The sequence below is a fragment of the Neobacillus sp. BF23-41 genome (genome assembly GCF_041106275.1).
The window spans coordinates 452,914-479,427 of sequence record NZ_JBGBPR010000001.1 but is presented as its reverse complement, the minus strand read 5'-3'; the positions used below and the strand labels follow the sequence as shown (position 1 = coordinate 479,427).

The window sequence follows — 26,514 nt, the reverse complement described above, 5'->3', positions numbered from 1 at the left end:
TTTTCAAAAATAATTAGTAATAGAATAAAAGAGCGTACTAAAGGCCTCTATCAATTTATTTGTCTGCTAGCTTGAGTTTATAATGAATTCGTATGGGAAGGGGCATTAACCACCTTGAATAATTTGCTTTACAGAGGCAGCCTTACTAAACAAATTCTTTTTTTAAGCCTGATAATGCTTTTGATACTTCTAATATCATTTACCATAACCAACACAATCGCTAAACAAATTATTGAAAAGAAGGGAGAGAATTCTTCCAAATCTCTAATGTTACAAATCGAAGAAAAAATAAATAGTTTCTATTCGGACATGGATGGAATATCCTTTTCATTATTATATAGTCCAACTGTCCAAACCTATTTGAGTTCGAAAAATGATATAGATAGGATTCTCATGCAAAATGAAATTACCTCCGTATTTGCAAATACATCTGCACTGAAAGGAAATATTAAAGGAATTCAGCTTTACAATAAAAACGGAGATATGACTACAAGTATGGGGATAAGATTGACCCAAGACAAACAAACTCCAATCCGTTCAGTAGAGTATACAGGCTTAATGAAGATGTCGAATAAAAAACAGCCCACCGATTATATACCCTACTATTTAATAAAGGTCCCTATTTATAAATTAAAAAAAGATCGTCTTGCCAGTGATTATTTGGGAACATGTATTTTCGTAATGGATGTAAGTAATTTTGACAACATTTTAAATAGGGCGAAAGTTACACCAAACTCTCACCTTTTACTACTTGATAGCAGCAACCACGTTATCGCAAGGGAAGGGATTAATCCTTCATTAGAAACGGTCAACATCGAAAAATGGATGAACGATTCAAACTACATCTACCAGACCATTACGCTATCCGCTACCGGATGGAAGTTGATCAGTGTCATTCCGAAGGATGAATTATTTCAGGACTTAGGTGTTATTAAACATTTTAACATTGCAACCTATTCGGTGATGTTTAGTATACTTGGTTTATTTCTTATCATTTTTTTTACCCGTATTTTAAAACCAATAAAGGCCATAATCGGATTTATGAAATCTTACCCTCAAGTGGGTTCAGATCAACGCTTTCATATGGTTTATAATAATGAAATTGACAGTCTCGGTGCGAATTTAAATAAAATGTTAGACGATATAGATGTATTAAGCACTCAAATTCAATCTACACAAAAAAGGATTTATGAGGTAGAAATCACTAAAAAGCAAATGGAAATCACTGCATTCCGAAATCAAATTAACCCACATTTTTTGTATAACACTCTAGAATGTATACGTGCAATTGCTTTGTTCCACGAAGCTCAAGAGATTGCAAATATTACGGCCTCTTTGTCGAACATGTTCCGATACTCGGTAAAGGGGAATAACTTTGTTGCAATCGAAGATGAGATTTCCCATGTTAAAGAATATGCGAAAATAATTAATTTCCGGTTTATGGGGAGAATTCAGATCATTATCGAAGCTGACAAAGATTTGTTGAATCTGAAGGCATTGAAAATGATGCTTCAACCGATAGTGGAAAATGCAGTTTTTCATGGGCTGGAGAAAAAAATTGACAATGGTATCGTTAAGGTTCAGGTGAAAAAAACAAAGAATAATCACGTTGAATATGTAATCCAAGACAACGGATATGGAATAGAGAAAAAAAAGCTAGAAGAACTTCTGCAGCACCTGCGGCATACTGAAGACCTTGCCTACTCTGAAAAAAATACTGCACTAGGGATCGGCTTAATCAATATTTATCGTAGATTAAAGTTATTTTATAGCTCCACAGCCGAGATGACCATCGAAAGTGAACCGCATATAGGCACAAAGGTTATTATTACATTTCCTGAGAATTTGCAAATGATTGGAATGGAGGAAAAGTAAAACGTGTATTCTGTATTGATTGTTGACGATGAACCATGGATTGCTTATGGAATCAAAAGGCTGATTGATTGGGATAGCTTAGGCTTTACAGTAATTGGGGAAGCCCACAATGGAGTGGCGGCATTAGAAATCATTTTGGACAAGAAACCAGATATTGTTCTATCGGATATTCGAATGCCTGGATTAGACGGATTTGAACTTCTGGACTGTATCAATCAAAATAAATTGGAAACGAAAGTGATTCTCATTAGCGGCTATTCGGAATTTGAATATGCGCAAAAAGCTGTTCGTTTGGGAGCAGTGGATTACATACTTAAACAGATAGATAAAGACACACTGATTAGTTCCTTAATGAGGGTAAAAGACTTACTCCAACAAAAACAGCAGGCTTTAAAAGTATTGGATACCTCCTTGTATGATTTATTTGAGTTGTTTGGCACTGATACCAAAATTAAAATCTGTGATTTTTTAACCAACAAGCGAATGGAATTTGTTGATCCATATTATCGTCTTATTACCTTTATATACCAAACTACTACAGTTTCTAATCCAGAAGAGGTGATAACCTTTAATGGAATCAAATGTATACGCTTTCGAACCGGTCAAAATAAAATATCCATTCTCATCAATTACGATGAGTCAAAAAAACCGATAGACTCGCTGGACCTTACCTCTTTTGAGCTTGCTAATGCGGAATGTATTGGCATTAGCAGTTTAGGAGAATCTTCAACACCAATCTCCAAGCTTTATCAGGAGTCGGATATTGCCGTTTTAAGTTCATCGTTTATTTCAGGCTGCAAGGTAATCAAGTATCAATCTGCTCAAATCACAGATTCATTGACAAGAGTATTGCTTTCTATCGAAGTTGCCATTAAAGAACAAAAACAAGACAAAATTAATAAAGGACTTGAGGATCTTCTAGATAAATGTAGGGAACATTCCTTGCTAATAGATCAAGTTACTAATATATATAATCAGCTTGTTTCTTTAATCCACAAGTATTACCGAAATAGTGACAGAGTTAAAGGAATCGAATATTTAACCTACTATCAAGGTGCCCGGTCGTTCCATTCGATTGAGGAGATATTTGATAAAATTAAAATGTTTTTCGTTGAACAACCGCAGGAAGAATTATTTATCACGAACGAAATGGTTAAGACGATTATCGATTATATCAATTCCCACTTCACAGAGGAAATATTACTTACCACCTTGGCACAGAAATTCAATATGAGTATTGGGTATCTGAGTGTCCTAATCAAGAAAGAAACAGGTACAACATACACGGAATACGTTACCCAAAAAAGACTAAATATGGCAAAAGAATTGTTATCAGACTCAAAACTCTCAGTCTATGAGATTGTTCGAAGGGTGGGGTATAAAGATTATTTTCATTTTAATAAGCTCTTTAAGAAATACTTTGGATTAACTCCCAGCAAATATCGGAAAATATAGCTGCTATTCAGTTAATGAAAGTGGACATATGTGGATGGGAAGGAGTGTTAAGATAAAAATGTACTTATTAAAATTTATAAAGGGGGTGTAATTATGAAATGGAAATTCCTAACTGCAATCTTGTTAAGTGGAGTTATAGTATTCTCGGGTTGTAGTCCTAGTAATTCCATCAGTGAACCAAAAGCCGGGGAAGGTACAGCATCATCCACTAGTACACCGGTGAATCTAACATGGTTCTCAGACGTAAGTTTCTGGGATCCTCCTTCACCATGGAACACGAATCCGAATTCTGTTGAAGGCCAAATCACTAAGAAAACAGGACTTACTTTTACCATTGATATTCCGGCTCAGGATGCGGATACAAAATTGAGCCTGTTGTTGGCTTCAATGAAACCACTTCCGGACGTGATGACGATCATCAATAATGATTTAGCTAAGAAGCTTATTGATTCCGGAAAAGTGTGGAGGTTGGACGAATTGTTGAAAAAGTATGATCCGAACTCGCACTTGCTGAAGGATTTTCCGAATGATGTGAAGCAAGGCTTAATTGCAAGAGATGGCGGGTGGTACTCGTATCCAAGTCATATCAATTCGAATGATGAAAGAAAAAAATACCCTCCGTCAAGTGAATTTTACTCTGAAAACTTAAAGTATCGCGATAACAACGGCATTATGGTGAACAAAAAACTCATGCAGCAGGCTGGTATTTCCCTTGATAATCTAAAAACCGAGGATGGCCTCCTAGCTGCTTATAAAAAAATAAAGGAAATAAAGCTAACTGCAAACGGAGCACCTGTTATACCGCTTCAAGTGGACGCAAAAGGGTATCAAGATACTACGTTACTAACACTTGAAATGATGTTTGGTGCGATGCCCGTCGATAAAAACGGCAAATATCGGGATATGATACTTGCTCCTGAATCAAAACATGCTCTCGATTTCATGTATAAAGCCGCGCAAGCAGGTTACTTTAATCCAAATCAGATGACAGTAGATACATCAGGTATGAAAGCAGCTGTACTGTCAGGAAGTGTTTTCAGTTATATTGGAAGTATTGCGAATTCAGGCTTTGAACAAATGGATGTATGGGTCTCTCCTGGTCCTATCTTGTCCAATCAAGGTACAAAGCCGGTTCTAGGGCACTCTTTAACAGCAGGTACCGGTTGGATGCAAACCTATATTTCTAAATCCACGAAAGAACCGGAGCGCCTAGCCAAATGGCTTAGCTTCATGAGTAGCAATGAAGGATTAACTCTGCATGTATATGGAATTGAGGGCAATGATTATTTGAGGGATAGTAAGGGGCTTGTTGTTCAAACTCAGCAAGGGATAAAAGATAAGAAAAATCAATCGAAAACAGGGGTTTTTGCTTTCTGGTCATTTCACAACATCTCTTGGCTTAATCATGTGACACTTGCCCCTACAAAAGACCCGGGGTCTGGTGTTTGGGATTCCTATGAGGTACTGACAGCATTCGGCAAGGCAAAGGAAACAGTTATTTATGACAATTCAGCACTTAGTATGCCGCCAAACTTTTTCACGGCTGGCAGTAAAATAGCTGACCGAAAGGCACAAATTATAGCTTATAAGCAAGCTCAAATTTCAAAGATTATCCTAGCTAAAGACGCTAACACGAGAGATCAACTTTACAAGGAGATGATCAGCCAGCTTAAAAAACTTGGTTTAGACGACCTTGACGATAAGATAAATGAACAATTCCAAAAGCAGTCCCCAAAATATAACATTACTCTTAAAGGTGTTAATTCATAAGAATAATTGAGTAATACTTATAAGCTTAATTTCCATTTTCGAATCAGTTTGAAGAATCAATAAATAGCAAAAAAATTAGAAACAATAACTGTTATATAAATACAGTTATTGTTTTTTTATTTGGATAAAAATTTATTTTTTGTTAAAACACAAAAATATTAACCAATGGACTTACGGAAGTCAAAATAATGGAGTGATACATCAAAATACCGTTAAGGCGGGAATTCGTGTTTATTATATTATGAAGAATACAGATCGATGCAGTGCACTAATTTAAAGATTGGATGATTGAATGAAAGTTTATTCAAGAAAACAGTTTGGAGGGCAACTACAATATGAATAGACAAGGATCTATTATCAAGGGTGAATGGGCGGACCCCTTTATATTAAAAGATGGAGACAATTATTATTTGTATCCAACAAAGGATAGTGAAGGCTGGCTTTACGAAAAATTTCATGTGTTTCATAGTAAAGACCTTATCAATTGGGAAGGGCCTTTTCTAGCACTGGACTTGAACGATGTACAGTGGGCAAAAACAAGAGCATGGGCACCAGGGGTCAATAAGTATAATGGGAAATATTATATGTACTTTTCTGCTGAAGCACAGATTGGCGCAGCTGTTTCAGACTCTCCATTGGGACCATTCAGGGATCTGGTTGGACGGCCTTTAATTAGTAAAGATGAATATGATTGTCAAAGTATAGATGCGGACCTTTTCATTGATGATGACAATCAGCCTTACCTGCTATGGGGACAAGGCAAGTGTTGGATTGTTCCATTGGAAGAGGATATGGTTACGTTCAAAACCAAGCCTGTCCTGCTTTCTGACCAACTTTATCGAAACCACGGAAAAGATCCCAATATTTTTGACAACAGTGTATATAATGAAGGACCACATTTGCAGAAAATCAATGGGACCTATCTGCTCACTTGGAGCAATTATGATACACGTGATACTAAATACCAAATTTGTTTTGCAACTAGCAACCATATTTACGGACCCTACGAAACACCAGAGGATAATAGAGTTACACAACCATCGGAACAATATTTTGGGACTGGCCATGCTTCCATGACAGAGTACCAGGAAAATTGGTATTTAGTGTATCACCGATTGATTGAACCTGATAGTTCTTTACTTCGTGAAACGTGCATTAGTCAAATTAACTTTATTGGTGGTAAGCCTGTTGTGGATGTGAACAGGCAAATAATGGAGAATACTAACCTTCAGGAAACAGCCGGAAATTGAACATGGAATTCAATCGGAAAATTCTAATACAGGTTATTCTGGTGTTGCCCAAAAGGCGTGGCGTGATTGTCAAGGGAAAGGCTATTTTTGTTATGTAATGAAAGTAGAGCCTGATAAACAAATGTATCTGCAGGTTACTTATTATGGTCGAGATAAAACCATTTACATGGATGGAAAGAAATTTGATCGTAACTTTGATATTTTAATTGATGGAACAGTGATTGCTCATCAAAAATTAGAAGGAAAATTGTCTGAATCTCTTATTGATATTTGTTACGAAATTCCAGTTGCCTTGACGGATGGAAAAGAGAAGGTTGAAGTGAAATTTTCATCATCAGAAGGGAAGGCAGCCGGTGGGGTTTATGGAATAAGAATAATCAACTCACCAATAGTTTAAGGAGATTTTGGAGAATACGTAATCTATTTCAAGAATTTTTGCTAGCAAATAGTCTTCCAAACCTGCACTCCCTTAAAATATGCCTATTCCAATTAGGAATAGGCAGAACTCTTTTTATTATTTGTACAATATTATTTCCGTTTCAACCTAGGAACAGCAAGAAATATAGATGGAGTCATCTGAAAAAAACACCAATTTATAAAAATATAGACATATGATGATTATATTAAAAATTCTATAATTAAGAGGTTCAATTAAATAACAATTTTTATAGAATGGAAAATTGAGAGAAATAAAGTTTTAGGTGAATTTTTCGGAGAATTTTGATAATGATTTTTGTAAAGGTTTTCATTGTGAAATGGAGACTCCTGGGGGGAAGCGGATGAATAAAAAGATATTAACTTTATTGATATGTACCGTATTATATCCGGTCATAGTTATCGGCTGTTCAGGAAGTGGAAGCAAGGTAGCATCAGACATAAAAAAGGACAAAAAAATCACATTAAAATTCTATTCTCATGGAACCGAGGCAAGCTACAACTGGAAGAACACCATTAATGCCTTTGAGAAAAAGTACCCTAACATCGATGTGGATTTAGTTGTTCTTAGTGAAAAGGGAGACACGCAGGAAGCGACCAAGAAGTTGGATCTTGCTGCTGCTTCAGGAGAACAAATGGATGTTCTCATGTTCAGTGAAGCAGCTAGTTATGCCCAGCGTGTAAGCATGGGAATGGTTGCACCTCTTGATGAATTTATTAATAAAGAGGGATACAAAGAATCAGAAGAATATAAGGTTGATACCCAGATAGACGGAAATTATTATGCGCTGCCAGGTAAATTTAACCCATGGTATGTCTTGTTAAATAAAGACCATTTAGTTGCAGCGGGACTTAAGGTACCAAATGATTGGACCTGGGATAAATTCATGGAATATGCAAAAGCGCTTACAAGAGATGGTCATTACGGAACATACTTCCATGGACCACAAAATGGAAGCTGGATGGAGTATATGAGACTTGCGCAAGCAAGTGAAGCCGAAAATACAGAATTTACAACAGAGGATGGGCAAGCAAATCTTGACAATCCACTCTTTAGAAAAACACTAGAAATAAGATTAAAAATGGAAAAAAAGGATAAATCGGCTGTTCCGTATGCAGACATCTTGTCGAAAAAACTCCATTATCGTAACCAGTTTTTTAATCAAGATGTAAGTTCCATCCTTATAGGAAGCTGGATGAACGCCGAGCTTGGGGGAACAGAACAGAACTCATTAAATTTCCATGTTGTTGTTGCACCTTACCCCAAAAATAATAAAGCCGATAAGGGGGGGTATACTCCAGTAACAACAGACTATATGGCGGTTGCTGCTAATTCACAGCACAAAAAAGAAGCATACACTTTCATCCGTTGGTACACAACAGAAGGACAGATTGTTCAGGGCAAGAACTTGCCATCATGGAATAAGGTAAGCAATCGTGATTTCACTAATATTATAGAAAAGATTCTAAGTGGTACTAAAAATCCTGAAAAAGTTGATAAAGAATCACTTATTAATGTTTTAAAAAATGCAAAATCATCTAAAATTATTTCTCCGGTTTCAAACCAGTCTGAAATCTATAATGTTATTAACGAAGAATATGAAAAGTTAATCTTCGGTCAACAGAATATCGATAAAACTATCAAAGTTTCTCAAGAGAGAGTAAAAGAAATTCTCAACAACAAATAATAATTGGCTAAATAGTAGAGGGGGTGTCATTAGTTTTGTGCCCCACAGCTCCGACTAGGAGGATCAAGCATTATGGGGAAAAAGATAAAGATAAATAATATACTGTCGCCTCGTTCTTTTCGTTTAAAAGTCATTTTCATTTCCATTATTTGTTTGGTTATTCCTGCAACGATGACGTTATTTATCTATAACTATTTAACGAAAGATACTTTAAAGGAACAGGCGCTATCCAGTGCAAATAGAGAACTGACCATTGCAAATGAATATGTGCAGAAGCTTCTCGAAGATATGATGTATATTACAAACTTTATCCAAGTTGACGCTGAAATGAATACCCTTTTAAAGCGCAAAGCAAAGAATATCAGGGAAGATACACCTGAACAGAAATACCAACAGTTTATAGATGATAGTAAAATCAATAAAATAATTGATAATATTACCTTGCTTGGAGGGAAATCCTACGTCACTATTCTCTTGAAAAATGGTCAATCGTATACAAACTATTCCAATTTTGAATTTAGCCCAACTGACTTATTTAAAGAAGAATGGTTTGAACAATTGAGTAAGACAAAAGGTTATGAAACAGTGTGGATTGGAAGCCAGCCCACCATATTTAAATCAGAGAAAAAGAATAATCCCTATCAAATATCAGTTGCTAGAACATTAAGGGATGAGAATTTAAATATTTATGGCTATGTAATTGTCACCATAATGGAAAATAAAATTAATCAAATATTTGAAAATATGAGTGGTCATGAGGAAATGGTTCTCTTGGATTCTTCAAATCATATTATTTCACAAAGAGATGATTCTGGAATTGGTGAACTATTCCAATACAGTAATCAGCTCAAGGAAGACAACTCCTCAAATATTTTTCAAATCTCGCGGATGGACTATTTAATTGCTGAACAAAAAATTTCTTTTACAGGTTGGAAACTTGTTTCGTTAATTCCTTATAAACAGGCAACGAATAAAGTTAACGCAATTTTCAATAAAGTAATGACCGTTCAGGTTATTTCTTTCACAATTTTTCTTGTTCTGATGACCTATTTTTTGAGAACGATTACAAAACCGATTGTCCAATTAGGAAATGTTGCAGACATAGTCCAACGCGGAAATTTAAATATCCGCTCAAGGATTCGGAGTAAGGACGAGATTGGCAGACTTTCTTCTTCTTTCGATTTGATGCTTGATCGCATCAATGAAATGATTCGGGAAATCACATTAACAGAGGAAAGAAAAAGAAAAGCGGAACTGGATATGCTGCAGGCTCAAATCAATCCCCACTTCCTTTTTAATGTCCTTAATTCCATCCGGATGAAAGTATTGGTTAAAGGAGATAAAGAGAGTGCGATTATGATCAGCTCTTTGTCAAAATTATTGCGTATGACCATTTCAAAAGAAAAAGAAATAATCACTTTACAGGAGGAAATCCAAATTGTCTTGGACTTTATAAACATCATGAATATGAGGCAAAAAGAAAAGGTGAATGTTGAAATTTCGGTGCATGATGAGGCTCAAATAGTAAGGATTCCACGTTTTATCCTGCAGCCTATTATTGAAAATAGCATCATCCATGGTCTAAACCAAAGTGCAGGAACTATTAAAGTAAATGCGAAAATCAAAGAAAATGAGGTAATCATTGTTATCGAAGATGATGGTCAGGGGATGGATGGCCAGGCATTGAATCGTTTACAAAGAAAGCTTATCCAATCAATTGGCGATAATTCTCACATTAACGAAAATAAAAGGGGCTTCTCGTCATTGGGCTTATCAAATGTGTATGAAAGAGTGTATATGACTTTTGGTCAGGATTTCAGAATGGATATCAAAAGCGAATTAGGTGAAGGAACTCAAGTCATTCTATCCATTCCTAAAGGAGGCAGTAAGTCAAATGTACAAAGTAATGTTAGTTGACGATGATTATCCGGTATTAGAATTGTTATCTCAAACAATTGAGTGGGAGCATCTGGGCGTAACACTTCAAAGTACACATGAAAATGGAGCAAGTGCTTTTGAAACAGCGCTTCATGAGATGCCTGATATATTAATTACAGATATAGGTATGCCAAAAATGAATGGGATTGAACTAACGAAACGCCTTAAAGAGATAAATCCAAATTTACAAGTTGTCATTCTGTCATGTCATTCTGAATTTGATTTTGCCAAGCAAGCATTAAAGCTGCGAGTGGAGGATTATCTAGTAAAAGACATGTTTGACCCGGAAGATTTATGTGAAATAATCAAAAAAGTAAAAGAAAACCTTGATAATCAAATAAGGAAAACATTGAAGAATCTTCATCTGCAGCACATGCTGGATAGTAATAAAGTGAGTGTAAAAGAAAGATTTATCAGGCAAACGATTTCCCAATCACAAATTACTGAAAAAGATTGGATTGTAGAAGCTAACACTCTAGGACTACAGTTAGATAAAGTAGGATACAAGGCCACATTAGCAATAGTTCATGATTTTCAAATAACTAAGGTAAAATATATCTCGGAAGATATTCTAACTTTTGCCATAAACAATGTAATCGAAGACATCATTATGGAATCTAAATTGGACGCAGTCCACTTTTGTTTAGGAGCAAAAGAATTCTTTTTATTTTTTCCATGTTCTCCAACTGTTAAGATAGGTTCCTTTGACGAAACTTATGAGAGTATGAAAAAAGTTCAAAAGGCATTAAAAAAATATTTAAATATTCACTTATCTTTTTTGATAGGAGAAGACTGCTCAAGCTTTGCAGACTTAAGACAAGAGCTTTCCCATTTGGAAAGTGCAAAACATCAATGTTTTTATATGCAGCCAGGATCCATTTTAAAAAGGGATATCGTTCAGACCGCAATGGTAGACTTGTTTTCCAATTACGATGAAGCATCAGCAGACATCAAAGATTTATTGTTGATGAGGGACGAAAGTGTGATTGTCCCTATTGTTTCCAAATGGATCTCACTTTTCGAACAAAAGAAATATCATCCTGAACTGGTGAAGGAATGGATATTAAAATTGTCATTAGATCTAAAGGTTAAATTGCAGGCCTTGCAATTTTTTCGTTCAGAGCATTCAGTTGAATGTTTGCATCAAAAGATTCTAATGTGTAATTTTCTATGTGAATTAGAAGGCATACTAATTGAATATTTTAAATCCCTATTAAACCTATCAAATGAGGTTTACAATCAGACAAAGCGAAGGGAAATTTTAGATGCGATCAGCTATGTTTCTATGAATCTAGAAAAGAGAATCAGCTTGGAGGAGGTCGCCAGTCACCTTTTTTTAAACCAAAGCTACTTTAGCCGATTGTTTAAGAAAGAGGTTGGGGAGACTTTTGTTGAATACATAACCAAAATGAAAATTTCGAGAGCAAAAGAATTGCTTGAACAAACGGCTGACTCTGTTGGGAAAATTTGTGAACGTCTCGGTTATGATAATCAAAGCTATTTTAATAAATTATTTAAAAACCATGTAGGCGTAACTCCAATTGAGTATCGAGGAGGAAAGGCCTCAGTAGGATAAGTTAGGAGTTAAATGTTTTATTATTAATGTCCAGTCCAATACGGCACTGGACTTTTTTGTTATTTCTTTTAAAGAATTTTTAAATATAGTCAATTTTAAGAGATAAGTAGAAATTGTATTAATATTTAGCAAAATACCGTTAATAAGTGGATGTAACCATACTTTATAATAAATCTATCCGAAAAATTACATTTGAAGGGATAATGTCGATGATTTTGAGAAAAGTAATTTATTTAAGAAAAAGTATTGATAGGGATCGCTTAAATATGTATTAAGTAGCAAAGGATAAAGATTTATCTCATCCAGATTTAGTCAAAATTAGTCAGCAATTAGATAAGAAAATAGTAAAGATGCAAAAATATTGTATGCAAGCAATGTTTTAGTCGATGAGGAATAGTCAAAATTGTGTTCACATTTAGCAAAATACCGTTAATAAGCGAACCTAGACTTATTTTATAATAAAAATAAACTGAAAATTTAAGTGATTTCTTTACGATGAGTTACAGGTTATGGAGTGTGAAAGCATTGATTACAGCAGATTTTAAGAGTTTGGTAAGCTCTGAAACTCCTCTATTATTCTCAAACATAGAAGCAAAAAACAATTGGTGGAGGAACACCAGTCAAAATTCTGCATTTCAACCGTTTTTTGATGAAATTAGGGATGAAGCGAAAAGGCTTCTGCAAGAAAATAATCAAGTACTAACTTATTCACTGTTTAGAATTTTTGCTGATACGGGTTCCCGTCTTGAATATGAAAAGGCATACTTCGAAAAGAGGAGACGCCTGAATACTTTTGCTATTATGGTGCTGCTTGAACCAGAAAAAATGGAGTATCTAAATGCATTGGAAAATTCAATCTGGTCCATTTGCAATGAATATTCCTGGTGTCTGCCCGCACATTTAATAAATAGTCCGGAAACATCCACCCAAGTAAGTTACTCCTTGGGCCAACCATTTGTACAAGGTTATACGATTGACTTGTTTGCCGCAGAAACGGCATTTTCTTTAGCTGAAATATTGAAGCTCTCTGAGGATTATTTGAGTCCACTAATTTGTAAGCGCATTTACGAGGAAGTGTACAAACGGATTTTTCATCCATTTAAGGAAAATCACTTTGACTGGGAATCGCAGACACATAACTGGGCTGCTGTTTGTGCAGGGTCAATTGGTTCGGCAGCATTGCATTTAATTAATAATGCCGAGGAACTTTCCATAGTTTTATATCGGGTACTGCCTGCCATGGACTCCTATTTAAAAGGTTTCAATGAGGATGGCATTTGCCTTGAGGGATATGGATATTGGCAATATGGCTTTGGTTACTATGTCTATTTTGCTGATTTATTAAAGAAGAAGACTGCAGGACAGCTGGATTTATTCATTTCTGAAAAAGTTCACCAAATTGCCCTTTTTCAGCAAAGATGTTTTCTTAATCGGAACGTGGTTGTAAACTTCTCTGATTCGCTTCCAACAACTTCGGTGTCTTTAGGGCTGAGTCATTATTTAAGCAAGGTTTACCATGATTTTCAGGTGCCGGAACATGATCTTCGCGCCAAATATACAGACGATCATTGCAGCAGGTGGGCGCTAGCAATTCGGAATCTGCTGTGGTTTGATGAATCGGCTCCACAGCAGTCATGGAAAAGCGGAACCTTTTATTCAAAAGAGTCGGCCTGGTTCATTTCGAGGCATCACACCGAATCTGGAAGTTTCTCCTTTGCAGCGAAAGGAGGCCATAATGATGAGCCACATAACCATAACGATCTCGGCCATTTTATCCTTCAAGGAAACAATGAAATGCTATTAAAAGATTTAGGCTCCGGATTATACACCAAGGATTACTTCAATGAAAAGCGCTATTCGTTTTTATGCAACGGCTCGCAGGGGCATTCTGTTCCAATTATTAATCATCAATTTCAAAAAGCTGGTTCAACACGGTTCGGAGACATTCGTACAGCTTTATTAGATGAAGATGTTGAAACCTTCGCACTGGATATAGAAAATGCGTATGAAGTAGAGACTCTTCAAAAATTAACACGAAAGTTTACGTGGATGAAAAAGAATCAGCCGAAGCTGATCCTGGAAGACTCCTATTCTTTTACTGAAAAACCGGATTCGATTGTAGAACGGTTGATTACTCCTAAACTATCGATAACAAAAGATGACGTTGGAGTAATCCTCAAAGGGAAAGAAAAGCTAAGAATCTTATTTGATCAAAGTCAATTAAAACTGGTCGTAAAAAAACTCGATTTTACAAACCATTTCGGAGAAACAGAAGAAAACATAGCTCTCGACTTTATTGTCAAAAACCTAGATAAAGAATGCAGTGTCGAACTAGTTTTTCAATTTGAAAAATAAAGGGTGAAGAGGATGACGGAACAAAGACATTGGGTAAATGAAGCATGGCAGCAGATTGTTCAAAAAATTGATAGAACAAGCAAAAGGATAGGGGCAAATTTCCCTCATGCAAGTGAAAACGGCGAATATGTTTTGGCGGAACCGCATTGGTGGACAGCTGCGTTCTGGCCTGGTTTACTGTGGCTGCTATATCGGGATACACAGGATGATGGATTAAAGCAGCTGGCTGAGAAGTGCGAAGAAAAGCTTGACGCAGTTCAAAATGATTACTATCGTCTCGATCATGATATGGGATTTATGTGGATATTAACAAGTGTTGCCCAATATAAGCTCTTGGGAAGTGAGGGTTCCAAACGACGTGCACTCATTGCAGCCAACCTGCTAATGGGACGCTTCAACGTAAATGGAAACTTCATCCGGGCGTGGAACCCGTGGAATGAGGGAGAAGACAATAGCGGAATTGCGATTATTGATTGTCTGTTGAATCTGCCGCTGCTATATTGGGCCTCAGAGGAAACAGGTGATCCAAGATTCAAGGGTGTTTCTAAAAAGCATGCCGATACGGTGTTGGAACATTTTATCCGGAGTGATGGCAGTGTTCATCATATTGTCCGCTTTAATCCTGAAAGCGGCGAAATGCTAGAGGCCATGGGCGGTCAGGGATATGGACCGGATTCTGCCTGGTCAAGGGGGACAGCGTGGGCAATTTATGGTCTAACATTATCCTATCACTATACGGGAGATACAAACTACTTAGAGACGGCAAAAAGAGTTGCCCATTTTTTTGTCTCACATCTGCCAGAAGATTTCGTTCCAGATTGGGATTTCCGTCTTCCAGCAAATGTAGATACTCCTAAGGATTCTTCTGCAGGTGCCATTGCGGCATGCGGTCTCCTGTTATTAGCAGAGAAAGTGACAGCAGCAGAGTCGCCTATCTATCAAAGAGCCGGTGAGAAAATCCTAGAATCGTTATACAGAAATTATGGTGATTGGGAAGGATCTGAGGAAGGATTAATCCTCCACGGAACAAGCCATTTTCCTCAAGGGAAAAATACAAATAACCCTCTGATATATGGAGACTACTATTTTGTTGAAGGACTTGCAAGACTAAAAGGTTACAAGGAACTATTTTGGTAGAATGGAAGGTTTATCTTCCAAAAACTGTCTCCGCAATTCGCTATAAGGAGGTTAGTGTTAATGTTAAAACTCGATTTACCTATACAGAAAAATCCTCTTATCACACGAGATGATTTCATCGAGGCCATAAATCAAATTCTAAAACCGTTGAAACCTTATTACAGTCAGGGGAAAACTCGTCTTGAAATAGGTAATACTGGTGCGGGTTACTCTGATTCTATAGCAGGAATTGAGGGGTTCTCCAGAGTACTTTGGGGTCTTGTACCATTGCTTTCAGGAGGAGAGGAATCGGAAATCTGGGAAATCAGCCTGCAGGGAATAAAAAATGGGACAGATCCTTCCCATGAGGAATATTGGGGAGATCTCTCAGACTTTGACCAACGGGCAGTAGAAATGGCTGCATTTGGTTATGCGCTTGCACTTGCACCCGAAAAAATTTGGGACCCACTAAGTAATCAAGAGAAAGAGAATCTTTTTATATGGCTGAATCAAATTAATGTCATCAAAGTATATGATTGCAATTGGCTGTTTTTCCCTGTGCTTGTTAACCTGGGCTTTAAGAAAGTGGGATTACCCTATGACCAGGAAAAAGTGAAGGAGAGCCTTGATCGGATTGATGATTTTTATTTAGAGGAAGGCTGGTATGCGGACGGAACAGTTGCTCATCTTGACTATTATGGTCCTTTTGCGATTCATTTCTATAGCCTGCTTTATGCGAAACTAATGGGCTTCGAGGATCCAGTTCGTACGCATCGGTATAAAAGCAGGGCAGAGAATTTTGCTAAAGAGTTTATTTATTGGTTTGCGGGTGATGGCTCTGCCCTTCCATATGGAAGAAGCCTTGCCTACCGTTTTGCCCAATCTGCTTTTTGGAGTGCGCTTGTATACGCTGAGGTTGAGCCATTTCCTCTTGAAGTGATGAAGGGCCTTATCCTTAGAAACCTTCGTTGGTGGTTCAGTCAGCCTATATTCGATTCTAACGGCCTGTTGACGATTGGCTATCGCTACCCAAATTTGGTCATGGCGGAAAATTATAACTCACCCGGATCACCTTATTGGGCACTAAAAACCTTTTTGCCTCTGGCACTGACTGAAAATCATCCATTCTGGCAGGCAGAAGAGAAGCCGCTTCCATCCTTGGAGGAGATAGTTGTTCAACACTCACCACGTTTTGTTTTATGCAGACAGGAAGCTAAAAACCATGTGGTTGCATTTAACGCTGGGTATCAGCACACAAATGATCATTCGCATACAGCAGCAAAATATGAGAAATTTGCATACTCCAACATATTTGGCTTCAGTGTCCCGAAAGCAGAGTGGGGGCTTGGGCAAAGTGCATTTGATTCGATGCTGGCGGTAAGCGAGGGCGACAATATCTATAGAGGGAAAAGAAAATGTCAGGAGTATAACGTTGAAGGCAATGTTATCTATACAAAATGGAAGCCATGGGATGATGTCGTCATCAAAACTTGGCTTGTAGCAGGAACACCGTGGCATATCCGCATCCATTGTATTGAGACAAGCAGAAACTTGGACGTTGCCGATGGCGGATTCGCTTTAGGGCTGGATCATAAAAATTATAAAAGCCAAAAGGTTGAAGTATTGGCAAATAAGCAAGAATGTTTGGCGGTTTTCCCATGGGGAGCAAGTGGAATTATAAGCATTTATGGAAACGGGCAGGCAGAATTGGTCTATCCCAATGCAAACACAAATCTTATGAGTACTCGTACTGTTATACCGACTGTCAAAGCAAGTCTGCAGCCAGGTAAGCACTGGCTGGTTAATGCAGTATTTGGAGAAGCGGGAAGTAATAATGTAATCAATCAATGGGAAGAGGTTCCTCATGTTGTGATTGCCAATGAGGAGATTCTCATTGGGCATGGAATGGGGAAAATCGGCATTTCAAGGGGGGGATTTTTTCCACAAGAGTGGAAGTCATGAACAAGCTATATGTACTTAACAAGATTTTAGATTGTAGGAAACTATTAAGGAGATGCGAATCATGGAAACTCGTTATGCACACCATCCAGAAGATATGAAAAAATATACAACCGAGGAATTAAGAAGAGAATTTCTCGTTGAAACCTTATTTGAAGCAGGTCAAGTACACTTAACGTACACACATGTGGATCGAATGATTTTTGGCGGTGTAACTCCTGCTGAGAACGAATTAACGATCAAGCTGGATAAGGAATTAGGGGTAGAGTACTTTCTTGAGCGCCGCGAACTTGGGATTATCAACATTGGTGGTGAAGGATCTGTTGCCCTAGATGGAACAGAGTATGAAATGCAAATGCGTGATGGTTTATACGTAGGGAAAGGAACAAAAGAAGTACTATTCCGTTCCAAGGATGCAATGAATCCGGCTAAATTCTATATCAACTCTACGCCTGCTCATCATACGTATCCTACTGTAAAAATTGATATTAAAAAAATCGATCCGCTGCAAATGGGTTCACCTAGTACATTAAATGAACGGAAAATCTATCAATATGTTCACCCGAATGTTTGTGAAAGCTGCCAATTGCAAATGGGGTTAACGATGCTTGAGCCGGGAAGTGTCTGGAACACAATGCCTTGCCATACGCATGAACGGAGGATGGAAGTCTATTTATATTTTGATATGGAACCAGAAACTCGTGTCTTCCACTTCATGGGCAAGCCAGACGAAACAAGACATTTAATTATGAAAAATGAACAAGCTGCCATATCACCTAGCTGGTCTATCCATACTGGAACAGCCACGAGCAACTATACTTTTATTTGGGGAATGTGCGGTGAAAACATCACCTATTCAGATATGGATCATGTCAAGATGGAAGAATTGAGATAGGGGGTGTTCATCTATGGTGAATGATCTTAGAGCTTTTTCACTTGATTTTTTTAGCTTAGCTGGAAAAGTGGCCATTGTTACAGGGGGAAATAAAGGATTGGGCCAAGGATATGCGGTTGCACTTGCCAAAGCGGGTGCAGATCTTTTTGTTGTATCGCGCAGTAATAACTGGGAAGAAACGAAGGAATTAATTGAGGAGACAGGCCGCAGGGTCGAGTTTTTCCAAGTTGATTTAAGTGACAGAGAAGCTCTTAAGCAGGTTGCAGCACAGTGTCTAAAAACATTTGGCAAGATTGATATATTAGTAAACAATGCCGGCACCATCCGCCGAGCCCCATTATTGGAGTACAAGGAAGAAGACTGGGATGTTGTAATGGATATCAATTTACATTCTCTATATCTTCTGAGCCAGGAAGTGGCAAAGGTCATGGTTGAACAAAAAAGCGGGAAAATTATCAATATAGCATCGATGCTCTCGTTCCAAGGCGGGAAGTTCGTGCCGCCATATACAGCAAGTAAGCATGCAGTAGCAGGTTTAACAAAAGCATTCGCAAACGAACTGGCGGAACATAATATTCAAATTAATGCCATTGCCCCTGGCTATATTGCTACAGACAACACGGCTCCTATTCGTGCAGATGAAAAGCGTAATGCGGAAATCTTATCACGAATTCCGGCAGGACGCTGGGCCACGCCTGCAGACTTAATGGGTGTGGTGGTATTCTTATCGAGCAAAGCCTCCGATTATATGAATGGCCATATTTTAGGTATCGATGGCGGTTGGTTAGCTAGATGATGAAGTTTCTGTGCTATAAAAAGTATTCTCTTTCAATGAGTCTTTGAAATAGTGGAAATAGAATTAGTGGAAATAGAATTAGTAGATAGGAAGTGTAATTGAAAAAATGACAATGATTTCAAAGATAATGAAAACTGTCCCGACAATCAACTGGCTATCCGATTTAAAGGTGTTCGCAATTAATCGCCTCCCGGCACATTCAGACCACTGTTACTACGAATCAATGGAGGAGGCACGAAGCGCTGTTTCAATGAAAATGAGTCATGAATTAAACGGAAATTGGAAGTTTACCTATAGTCTAAATCCTGATAATCGGCCGAAAGATTTTTATAGGTCCGAGTTTAATTGCTCCGGTTGGGGAGACATTTCTGTACCTGGACATATTCAACTCCAGGGCTATGGAAAGCCTCAATATGTGAATACGATGTACCCATGGGACGGTCACAATGAAATCCGCCCTCCTGAGATTCCGACGGATCATAATCCAGTAGGAAGTTATGTGAAATTTTTTAATGTTCCAGCCAATATGCAAAATAAGCCAGTTTTTATTTCTTTTCAAGGTGTAGAGTCCGCTTTCTATGTGTGGTTGAATGGAGAGTTTGTTGGTTACAGTGAGGATTCTTTTACCCCGGCAGAATTTGAGCTTACTCCGTATTTAACAGAGGGAGAGAATAAGCTTGCAGTTGAGGTCTATCAACGGAGTACTGGAAGTTGGCTGGAAGACCAGGATTTTTGGAGGTTTTCAGGAATTTTTCGTGATGTTTACCTCTACACTGTACCGGAAATTCATGTCTCTGATTTGCATGTTCATCCTGAGTTGGATTCGACTTTTACAAAAGGTACGCTTAAAGCAGATCTTAAGCTTCAAGGATTACCTGCTTCCAAAATAACAGCAATATTAGTCGATGCCAAAGGTGACCTTGTTGCGTCAACTAATGGGGAAGAGAACGGAGGTAATTGGTCCATTTCAATGTCTGTCGACAATCCGAGGCTTTGGAGTGCAGAAAGTCCTTATTTGTACAAATTATTTATCAAACTATATAACAAGTCTAATAGTTTAGTTGAGGTTGTTCCGCAGAAGGTCGGCTTTAGAAATTTTGAACTAGTGGATAAAATTATGCGCCTCAACGGTGAGCGGATTGTGTTCAAGGGGGTAAACCGTCATGAATTTAACCCTCGCCGGGGACGTGCGATTACAAAGGAAGACATGCTTTGGGATATTAAAACCCTGAAGCTCCATAACATTAACGCAGTCCGCACGTCCCACTATCCGAATCAAAGCTATTGGTACGAATTATGTGATGAATACGGTGTGTATGTCATTGATGAAATGAATCTGGAAACTCATGGATCTTGGCAGAAGATGGGTGCAGTTGAACCATCATGGAACATTCCTGGAAATAAGGCGGAGTGGGAAGATATTGTCATGGACCGGGCAATCTCGATGGTGGAAAGGGATAAGAATCATCCGTCTATCCTGATTTGGTCCTGCGGTAATGAATCGTACGCAGGGGAAGTTATTCTTAATGTCTCCAAGTATTTCAAGAAGGTTGATCCGAGCCGACTTGTGCATTATGAGGGTGTTTTTCACAACCGTGATTATAACGATACGAGCGATATGGAAAGCCGCATGTATGCAAAGCCTGTGGATATTGAGAAGTATTTAACGGAAAACCCGGATAAGCCTTACATTAGCTGTGAATATATGCACGCGATGGGGAATTCGCTGGGCGGCATGTACAAATATACGGATTTAGAGCATAAGTATCCTATGTTTCAAGGTGGTTTTATTTGGGATTATATTGATCAGTCCATTTATAAGAAGGACCGTTACGGAAACGAATACCTCTCATATGGCGGTGATTTTGACGACCGTCCAACGGATTACGGCTTTTGTACAAACGGTATTGTGTATGCAAACCGTGAACTTTCACCAAAGATGCAGGAAGTGAAATTTTTATATCAAAATTTCAAGCTGTTACCAGATCAAACGGGTGTAATTGTCAAGAATGAAAGCTTGTTTTCAAATACAGCAGACTATGTGATGGAATATTCCTTATTCCTTGAGGGTAAGGAATTATACAGAGACACCCTTCTTACAGCTGTTGAACCACAATGTGAGGGACGCTTTGAATTTACCTGGCCTGTGAACATCGCAGAAACATCCGGTGAGTATTCTGTTCAAACTTCACTGAAGCTAAAGGAAAACACCCTTTGGGCTGTTGCGGGTTATGAGGTTGCGTTCGGTCAGTTTGTCTATCAGGTTGGTTCGAGGGAAATATCCCCCGCACAAGGAGAACTTAGGGTTGTTCGCGGTGATGTCAATATTGGTGTTCATGGCAGAGATTTCATAGTCATGTTTTCAAAGGGAGTTGGAAGTCTTGTATCCCTAAACTATGCTGGAAGAGAAATGATTGCCCTTCCTCCGGCACCATTATTCTGGAGAGCAACTACTGACAATGATCGTGGCTTTTCTCAAATCTACCATTCCGGACTTTGGTACACAGCAAGTTTAGCAAGGAAATGTGTGGATATTCAAGTTGAAGAAAAAGAGAAAGAAGTTGACCTTTCTTTTACTTATAAATTCTCGATTAATAATGACGTCGAGGTGAAGACTGTTTACACGGTTTATCCAGATGGAAGTGTCCGTGTAAAGTCTGAGTATAAAGGTGCAGAGAATCTGCCACAGCTTCCGATTTTCGCTGTTTCCTTTAAGGTACCAGCGGATTATGACCAACTTGAGTGGTATGCGATGGGACCGGAAGAGAATTACTCTGACCGTAACACGGGCGCAAGACTCGGTATCTTTAAAAATCAGGTTTCTAACAATTTATCAGGATATGTAATGCCACAGGAATCAGGTAACCGTACCGGAGTCAGACGAGTAAGCTTGACGAACCGTGACGGAAATGGAATAAGAATTACTTCTGTTAATGAACCGTTGGAGTGCAATTTTTCCCCCTATACAGCATTCGAGCTTGAGAGCGCTCAGCATGTTTATGAGCTTCCGAATGGTCATTATACGGTATTGACCGTAGCGGGAAAACAGATGGGAGTTGGCGGTGATGACAGCTGGGGGGCACCAGTTCATAATGAACACCTTATTCGTGCTGACCAAGACATGGAATTTGAGTTTATTATACAAAGAATCTAAATATTATTATAAATTAATCGTGCAGAGTCTTTATTTTAGTCAGTCACTGTTACACTCCATGTACCTCCCTGTTATTGTTCAACAAATAATAAAAAAGTTGTGTATAAATTGGTTTCATTTCCTATCACAAATTAATGGAGGCATTATCGATGGCAAATAACGTTATTATCAAAACCGATATCCAAAAAGGAAAAATAAATAAGAATATATATGGTCATTTTGCAGAACACCTTGGAAGATGTATTTATGAAGGAATCTGGGTTGGCGAGAATTCTCCCATCCCTAATACGAAGGGAATGCGTAATGATGTGTTAGCAGCATTGAAGAATATTAATATTCCAATACTACGCTGGCCAGGCGGATGTTTTGCTGACGAATACCATTGGAAGGATGGCATTGGTCCAAAAGAGAATCGTAAACGAATGGTTAACACCCATTGGGGCGGTGTGGTAGAAAACAATCATTTTGGTACACACGAATTTATGCTTTTGTGCGAATTGCTAGAGTGTGAGCCCTATATTTGCGGCAACGTTGGAAGCGGAACTGTACAGGAAATGTCTGAGTGGGTTGAATATATGACATTTGAAGGCGAATCTCCCATGGCTAACTGGCGCCGTGAGAATGGTCAGGAAGAGCCATGGAAACTAAAATATTTCGGAGTCGGCAATGAAAACTGGGGCTGTGGTGGAAACATGCGTCCTGAATATTATGCTGACCTTTATCGACGTTATCAGACATACGTTAGAAATTATGGAAATAACAAAGTTTATAAGATTGCCGGCGGCGCAAATGTCGATGATTATAATTGGACAGAAGTACTAATGAAAAATGCACACTGGCTAATGGATGGTTTAAGCCTCCATTATTATACTGTTCCAGGAGATTCATGGTCTGATAAAGGATCCGCGGTTGATTTCGCTGAAGATGAATGGTTTATTACGATGAAAAAGGCTCTTCGTATGGACGAGTTAGTAACAAAGCATAGTACTATTATGGACAAATACGATCCTCAAAAACGGGTTGGGATGATTATCGATGAGTGGGGAACATGGTTTAACGTAGAGCCAGGAACTAATCCTGGATTCTTATATCAGCAGAACACCATCCGCGATGCTCTAGTTGCAGGATTGCATTTTAACATCTTCCATCATCACTGTGATCGTGTCCAAATGACGAATATTGCTCAAACTGTCAATGTACTGCAAGCCATGATTTTAACTGAAGGAGAAAAAATGATTCTTACTCCAACTTATCATGTATTTGATATGTACAAGGTTCACCAGGAAGCCGAGTTCTTAGAAGTTAATTCTTCATTGGACACCTATGAGTACAATGGAGAAAAATTACCGCAAGTAAGTGTGTCTGCATCCAAAAATGCTGAAGGCAAGATCCATATCAGTTTATGTAATATCGATCATCAAAATGAAGCAGGATTAGATTTAGATCTTCGCGGCGTAAATGTAGTAGATACAAAGGTTTCAGGGACCATTATCACTGCGGAAACTATGAATGCTCATAATACATTTGAGAAGCCAAATGTTGTAAAACCAACTCAATTTACTGGTGTAACAGTTGAAAACAACAAATTGGCAATCAAACTTCCAGCAATGTCTGTTGTAACATTAGTGATTGAGTAGGAAATAACGGGGGAATTACCGTGAGTGAAAAAGGTATATGTAAAGGCTGCGTCGAAAGTGTAATCGTAACGGAAGAAGTGATTCAGGAGCTTGTAAAAGAAACGGAAGAAGATTTATCTGTAATTGTTTCTGATGTAGTCTATAAAGCAAGATTAACTATTTGTAAGAACTGTCCTTCTCTTCAATATGGTACAACTTGTGCTCATAGCGGATGTATTGTCCGTTTTAGAGCAAAATTTAAAAACAAGGGTTGCCCGTTTGCCGGGAATCCAAAGTGGGATAAAGTTAGCTAATTTAGAGATCCTCTCCATGTTGGCATCAACCCTAAAAAGTCCCTGACAGGGTTGAGGTCGGGGGTTCGAACCCCTCACAGGTCATTATAACAGAGCCTTGGTAACCTTTGAGTTATCAAGGTTTTTTCTATTTAACAAAAGGAAATTTAGTTTGAAGTAATACAGATGATTTGGTGTCAAAATCTATTACCTCTACAATTCGACATAATCAGACTTACCTCTTCTTTACCTACCTGAATGACTGCCTTCATCTCAACTCACTTGTTGTCTTTTTTCTAACTGGATTAGTATTATTCTAAAAAAATTTCAACTCAGGAGCCAGTTGTGATTAAGTATGTTTCATTAAATAAAGGCTCTGTAAAACTTGCCTGTTGATTTCCGCTCCAGGCGCGTGCGGTTCGCGGGCGGGTTCGGGGAGCCTCCTCGCGTCACTGCGCTCCTGCGGGGTCTCCCCTGCCTCGTCCTCCCGCAGGAGTCTTCGCGCCTTCCTCTCTAATCAACAGGATGCCAAAATCAACAATAAGCTTTAACATGGCCAAAATAAAAAGTTATTCCCATTTTATTGGTAATATACTTTTTGCAGTTTAAGTGCAAAAAAATAAGAATAGTGCCAAAAAATTTTTCGTTTTTTTTCTTAAATAGTTCGCAAATAGGCATTTTTAATATTGGCACAGTATTTGCATGTTTATAAGTGAAACTAGTGAGTTCATAATCATCTAAGGGGGCTTAACAATGAAAACAGGTACGGATCGTGTAAAAAGAGGCATGGCTGAAATGCAAAAGGGCGGCGTCATTATGGACGTTGTGAATGCTGAGCAAGCAAAAATAGCAGAGGAAGCAGGAGCGGTAGCTGTAATGGCATTGGAGCGCGTTCCTTCTGATATCCGTGCAAGTGGTGGAGTAGCAAGAATGGCAGATCCACGAATTACTGAAGAAGTTATGAATGCGGTTTCTATTCCAGTTATGGCAAAAGCACGTATTGGGCACATCGTAGAAGCCCGAGTACTTGAAGCAATGGGTGTTGATTATATTGATGAGAGTGAAGTTTTAACACCAGCAGATGAAGAGTACCATCTAAATAAAAATGATTACACTGTTCCATTTGTTTGTGGTTGCCGTGATCTTGGTGAAGCAGCACGCCGTATAGGTGAAGGTGCTTCCATGCTTCGTACAAAAGGAGAGCCGGGAACTGGTAATATCGTAGAAGCTGTTCGTCATATCCGTAAGGTAAATGCACAAGTACGTAAAGTTGCTACAATGAGTGAAGATGAATTGATGACAGAGGCTAAGCTACTTGGAGCTCCATATGAACTTCTTCTAGAGATTAAGCGTCACGGACGTCTACCTGTAGTAAACTTTGCAGCTGGTGGAGTAGCAACGCCTGCTGATGCTGCACTTATGATGCAATTAGGTGCTGATGGAGTATTTGTTGGTTCTGGAATCTTCAAATCTGATAACCCAGCAAAATTCGCTAGAGCTATCGTGGAAGCAACAACCCACTATAAGGACTATAAACTAATTGCAGAGATTTCAAAAAATCTTGGAATTGCAATGAAAGGTATTGAGATTTCAACACTGCCTCCTGAAGCGCGAATGCAGGATCGTGGTTGGTAAAAATTTCAAATCTCCTAGAAGGATTTTAACATACAGGGGAGAATAATCTATTTATTGTGTATAGGTCTAAAAAATAGTCGAAAGCTCTTTCTTGTTGGTGAAAGCGCTTTAACATTTTTGAAAATTTAAAATATTCACATTGACATTGTTGATTCTGACCCGTATACTCGTGTTAGAAACATGTTCAGTGGGTTTTTGAAAGGTGGATTATGGCATGCAAACACTGGAAACAGTTATTGTTACAGGATATGCAAAAGCTCCACAGGGAACTTCCATGTATGAAATGTATAAGCATGCGGGAATTGTTCTCGAAGTGAATCTGAAAGATCATAAGATTATCGGAGCTGAATTCACATTCGTAACTGAACTAACTAAAAATTATTTTCAAAAACTGCTGATAGGCTACTGTCTTCAAGACGGTGTCGAGCACCTGATTAAACGAATTCAAAGTTTTTATTTTGCTCCATCCCAGCAAGCGATCATTGTGGCTCTTCAAGCTGCAGTTCAACGTTACTGGGATAATGTGAAGCAAATGAATACATAACGTTTGGTTATAATAAAGTGGGAAGATGACCTCTTCCCATGGTCTTATTAAAACCGGGCAAACATGAACTCTTTGTAAGGAATGTTCCTTGGAACGACATTCTTTATAGAGATTTATGTTTTGCTCGGTTTTTTATTTTACCGAACTGTTAACACCCACAAAAG

At 38.3% G+C, this 26,514-nt stretch carries 18 protein-coding genes and 1 pseudogene; all 19 read left to right on the top strand.

Annotated features, from left to right (window positions below; translation table 11 throughout):
• The first annotated feature begins 114 nt into the window (after positions 1-114).
• The 19 genes and pseudogenes from AB7942_RS02275 to AB7942_RS02185 all read left to right on the top strand — a co-directional run bounded on the left by AB7942_RS02275 (position 115) and on the right by AB7942_RS02185 (position 26,350).
• Positions 115-1,875 carry a sensor histidine kinase gene (locus tag AB7942_RS02275; RefSeq protein WP_369445635.1) on the top strand — a complete coding sequence of 587 codons (1,761 nt, stop codon included), beginning with the start codon at positions 115-117 and terminating at the stop codon, positions 1,873-1,875.
• Positions 1,876-1,878: 3 nt separating this feature from the next.
• Positions 1,879-3,330 carry a response regulator transcription factor gene (locus tag AB7942_RS02270; RefSeq protein WP_369445634.1) on the top strand — a complete coding sequence of 484 codons (1,452 nt, stop codon included), beginning with the start codon at positions 1,879-1,881 and terminating at the stop codon, positions 3,328-3,330.
• Between the two features lie 93 nt (positions 3,331-3,423).
• Positions 3,424-5,100 carry a type 2 periplasmic-binding domain-containing protein gene (locus AB7942_RS02265; RefSeq protein WP_369445633.1) on the top strand — a complete coding sequence of 559 codons (1,677 nt, stop codon included), beginning with the start codon at positions 3,424-3,426 and terminating at the stop codon, positions 5,098-5,100.
• A 335-nt stretch (positions 5,101-5,435) separates the two neighbouring features.
• On the top strand, positions 5,436-6,350 hold the full coding sequence (locus AB7942_RS02260; protein WP_369445632.1) for a family 43 glycosylhydrolase: 915 nt from the start codon (positions 5,436-5,438) through the stop codon (positions 6,348-6,350).
• A complete protein-coding gene (locus tag AB7942_RS02255) occupies positions 6,319-6,747 on the top strand; it encodes a DUF6805 domain-containing protein (RefSeq protein WP_369445758.1) in 429 nt (142 codons plus the stop codon). Before AB7942_RS02260 ends, AB7942_RS02255 begins: the two co-directional genes overlap by 32 nt.
• Before the next feature lie 382 nt (positions 6,748-7,129).
• Positions 7,130-8,473, top strand: a complete 1,344-nt coding sequence (locus tag AB7942_RS02250) for an ABC transporter substrate-binding protein (protein WP_369445631.1) — start codon at positions 7,130-7,132, stop codon at positions 8,471-8,473.
• Between the two features lie 72 nt (positions 8,474-8,545).
• On the top strand, positions 8,546-10,390 hold the full coding sequence (locus AB7942_RS02245) for a sensor histidine kinase (protein ID WP_369445630.1): 1,845 nt from the start codon (positions 8,546-8,548) through the stop codon (positions 10,388-10,390).
• Complete coding sequence (locus tag AB7942_RS02240) at positions 10,368-11,987, top strand: response regulator transcription factor (RefSeq protein ID WP_369445629.1); 1,620 nt, start codon at positions 10,368-10,370, stop codon at positions 11,985-11,987. Before AB7942_RS02245 ends, AB7942_RS02240 begins: the two co-directional genes overlap by 23 nt.
• A 290-nt stretch (positions 11,988-12,277) precedes the next feature.
• A pseudogene (locus tag AB7942_RS02235) lies at positions 12,278-12,370 on the top strand (aspartyl-phosphate phosphatase Spo0E family protein); the annotation flags it as partial.
• A gap of 142 nt (positions 12,371-12,512) precedes the next feature.
• Entirely contained in the window at positions 12,513-14,342 is a 1,830-nt protein-coding gene (locus AB7942_RS02230) for a heparinase II/III family protein (protein ID WP_369445628.1), read from the top strand.
• A gap of 12 nt (positions 14,343-14,354) precedes the next feature.
• Complete coding sequence (locus tag AB7942_RS02225; RefSeq protein ID WP_369445627.1) at positions 14,355-15,479, top strand: glycoside hydrolase family 88 protein; 1,125 nt, start codon at positions 14,355-14,357, stop codon at positions 15,477-15,479.
• 60 nt (positions 15,480-15,539) lie between these two features.
• Positions 15,540-17,420 carry a DUF2264 domain-containing protein gene (locus AB7942_RS02220; RefSeq protein WP_369445626.1) on the top strand — a complete coding sequence of 627 codons (1,881 nt, stop codon included), beginning with the start codon at positions 15,540-15,542 and terminating at the stop codon, positions 17,418-17,420.
• A 61-nt stretch (positions 17,421-17,481) separates the two neighbouring features.
• Positions 17,482-18,312 (top strand): 5-dehydro-4-deoxy-D-glucuronate isomerase, encoded by an 831-nt coding sequence (kduI, locus tag AB7942_RS02215; protein WP_369445625.1) that lies wholly within the window; start codon positions 17,482-17,484, stop codon positions 18,310-18,312.
• Positions 18,313-18,325: 13 nt separating this feature from the next.
• A complete protein-coding gene (gene kduD, locus AB7942_RS02210; protein ID WP_369445623.1) occupies positions 18,326-19,108 on the top strand; it encodes a 2-dehydro-3-deoxy-D-gluconate 5-dehydrogenase KduD in 783 nt (260 codons plus the stop codon).
• A 127-nt stretch (positions 19,109-19,235) separates the two neighbouring features.
• A complete protein-coding gene (gene lacZ, locus AB7942_RS02205) occupies positions 19,236-22,262 on the top strand; it encodes a beta-galactosidase, LacZ type (protein WP_369445757.1) in 3,027 nt (1,008 codons plus the stop codon).
• 149 nt (positions 22,263-22,411) lie between these two features.
• Positions 22,412-23,899, top strand: a complete 1,488-nt coding sequence (locus tag AB7942_RS02200; protein WP_369445622.1) for an alpha-N-arabinofuranosidase — start codon at positions 22,412-22,414, stop codon at positions 23,897-23,899.
• A gap of 20 nt (positions 23,900-23,919) precedes the next feature.
• On the top strand, positions 23,920-24,192 hold the full coding sequence (locus AB7942_RS02195; RefSeq protein WP_369445621.1) for a DUF6171 family protein: 273 nt from the start codon (positions 23,920-23,922) through the stop codon (positions 24,190-24,192).
• 732 nt (positions 24,193-24,924) lie between these two features.
• The gene (pdxS, locus tag AB7942_RS02190) at positions 24,925-25,806 is read left to right on the top strand and encodes a pyridoxal 5'-phosphate synthase lyase subunit PdxS (protein ID WP_369445620.1); all 882 of its coding nucleotides are present in this window, start codon (positions 24,925-24,927) and stop codon (positions 25,804-25,806) included.
• A gap of 214 nt (positions 25,807-26,020) precedes the next feature.
• Entirely contained in the window at positions 26,021-26,350 is a 330-nt protein-coding gene (locus tag AB7942_RS02185; RefSeq protein ID WP_369445619.1) for a DUF3870 domain-containing protein, read from the top strand.
• Positions 26,351-26,514: the final 164 nt, after the last annotated feature.